Here is a 1948-nt window from a genome sequence, read left to right on the forward strand (position 1 = left end):
CAATGAAATAAACATACCTGCCATAATTGATAAAACAAGCATTCTTCCTATAGGCATATTAACCTTGTTTATGCCACTTTCTGAGTATTTTATAGTCGCATCTTTTGCTGTAATCATAATTTCCTCCTGATGTTCATTAATAAATAATATTGCCGAACCTTTTTCATTTTAATTGACCACAGCATATTATATATTTTTAATAAGATTAATTCAATTGTTTATGGTCCTTTTTTTGCACTTTTTTAAGAGTAATATAGAAAATGACCCCATTATCAGTATTTTCAAAACCATATTCTGCATTATGCAGCTTTGCAATGCTCTTTACTAAGTACAATCCCAGTCCGCTTCCCTTTTGTCCATTTAAAGTTTCATTTACATCTCCGCTGTAGAAAATATCCCATATTTTGTCTTTATATAATTCATCTATATGCTTTCCCATATTCTCCACTTCAATACGGACTGTTTCATTTAAATCCAAAACCCTTACCGTAACCTGTGATTTTTCATCACTGTGTTTAATTGCATTAGACACATAATTTGACACTGCCTGCTTTAAAAGTTTTCCATTTATTTGTGCATAAGTATCAATATCGTATTCTTCTCTCAAAACAATATGATTTGAGTCAAACAGCTTTTTATATTCACTGCATATTTTCCTTACCACATCACTGACATTTTCATTTTTCACTGTGAGATTTTCATTTTCATATTGAACTGAAAAAATAGAAATCATGTCATTTATCATCTGGGACATATTTTCTGTCTCCTCAATAATTGACTTACAATATTCTTCTCTTTTCTCTTCATCATTTAAATACTGTATCATCTCCACCTGGGTAGAAATAATGGCAAGAGGTGTTTTCATTTCGTGGGAAACATTGTTTACAAACTGCTTCTGAATATTTTCCGCCTGTTCTTTTCTTGCAATTTCCTCCTCAAGAATTTCTATCTGATTTCGTATCTGACTAATCATAGTATTAATACTCTCCGCCAAGCCCGAAAGTTCCTTAAATTCCTGATTTTCATCTATTTTTACATTGTAACCGTTTTTAACAGCCAGTCTTGTATTTAGTTCAATCTGCTTTATCGGTTTACTAATACGGTTAGCAATAATCATTGATACAATCATTCCTATTGCAGCGGCAATTAAAACTACAATGGAAAAGAATATTGCATAATATGAAAAGAGTATATTCTTTGTTGTTTTTATTTCATATATGTAGACATAATATTTATGGTTCCCCTGTTTTATTATGCCTCTTCCTTTTATACGTCTTTTGTTATTAACTGTTTTAAATTCATCTTCATCAAATCTGTTAACCTTATCAATAATTCCCCCTTTAATTTTTGCCTTTGCACTTCTTCCATCTATTACTGCGCCTTTTCCCTTACCGTTAGCTGATACATAAATCTGCCTGAAATTTTCATCTGCAATAACAAATCTAAGTTTTTGCTCCTCAAAATTTACGATGTTAAAATCTCCATCTTTTAGTTTTTCTAAATCCTTCTCCTGCAATCTGTTAAATGCCTGATTCATCAGTTTCATTTTGCTGTTATAGTAATATCCCTGTGCTCCTGATAAAAACAGAATCAAAAGCACACCTAAAACCACCACAAGCATCATTCCCTGAAACAGTACCATTTTCCCCTTAATTGATTTAATCATTATTCCACCTCAAATATATATCCAACACCATAAATTGATTTTATATAACTTTGGCAATCACCTAATTTTATTCTAATCTGCTTAATTATTGTATCAACGGTTCTATAGGTGCCATCGTATTCTTCACCCCAGACCGCATTTACAATCTGTTCTCTTGTTAAAGTAACTTTTTGATTCTTAAGCATAAAACGCAAAACATCAAACTCCTTAGGAGTTGTTACAAAATACTTACCATTTACATATGCCTTTCTTGCAGCACAATCTAACTTAATGGCTCCTCCC

The 1948-nt window shown here is 31.7% G+C and carries 2 protein-coding genes and 1 pseudogene; all 3 read right to left on the reverse strand.

All coding sequences use genetic code 11. From position 1 onward, the window contains the following. Nucleotides 1–117 (reverse strand): annotated as a pseudogene (locus Q5O30_RS07895) (formate/nitrite transporter family protein); the annotation flags it as partial. An 88-nt stretch (nt 118–205) separates the two neighbouring features. Beyond that, nucleotides 206–1666 carry a cell wall metabolism sensor histidine kinase WalK gene (locus Q5O30_RS07900; protein WP_021953211.1) on the reverse strand — a complete coding sequence of 487 codons (1461 nt, stop codon included), beginning with the start codon at nt 1664–1666 and terminating at the stop codon, nt 206–208. Next, on the reverse strand, nt 1666–1948 hold a 283-nt coding region (locus Q5O30_RS07905), incomplete at its 5' end, for a winged helix-turn-helix domain-containing protein (RefSeq protein WP_302674653.1). The genes Q5O30_RS07900 and Q5O30_RS07905, both read right to left, overlap by 1 nt.

The sequence above is a fragment of the Eubacterium sp. CAG:161 genome (assembly GCF_000432355.1).
Lineage (GTDB): Bacteria > Bacillota > Clostridia > Lachnospirales > Lachnospiraceae > Eubacterium_G > Eubacterium_G segne.

Bases quoted from the DNA above. Each gene is read 5' to 3' on its own strand.
- Q5O30_RS07900 (WP_021953211.1), bottom strand. From the start codon at position 1,666: ATGATTAAATCAATTAAGGGGAAAATGGTACTGTTTCAGGGAATGATG.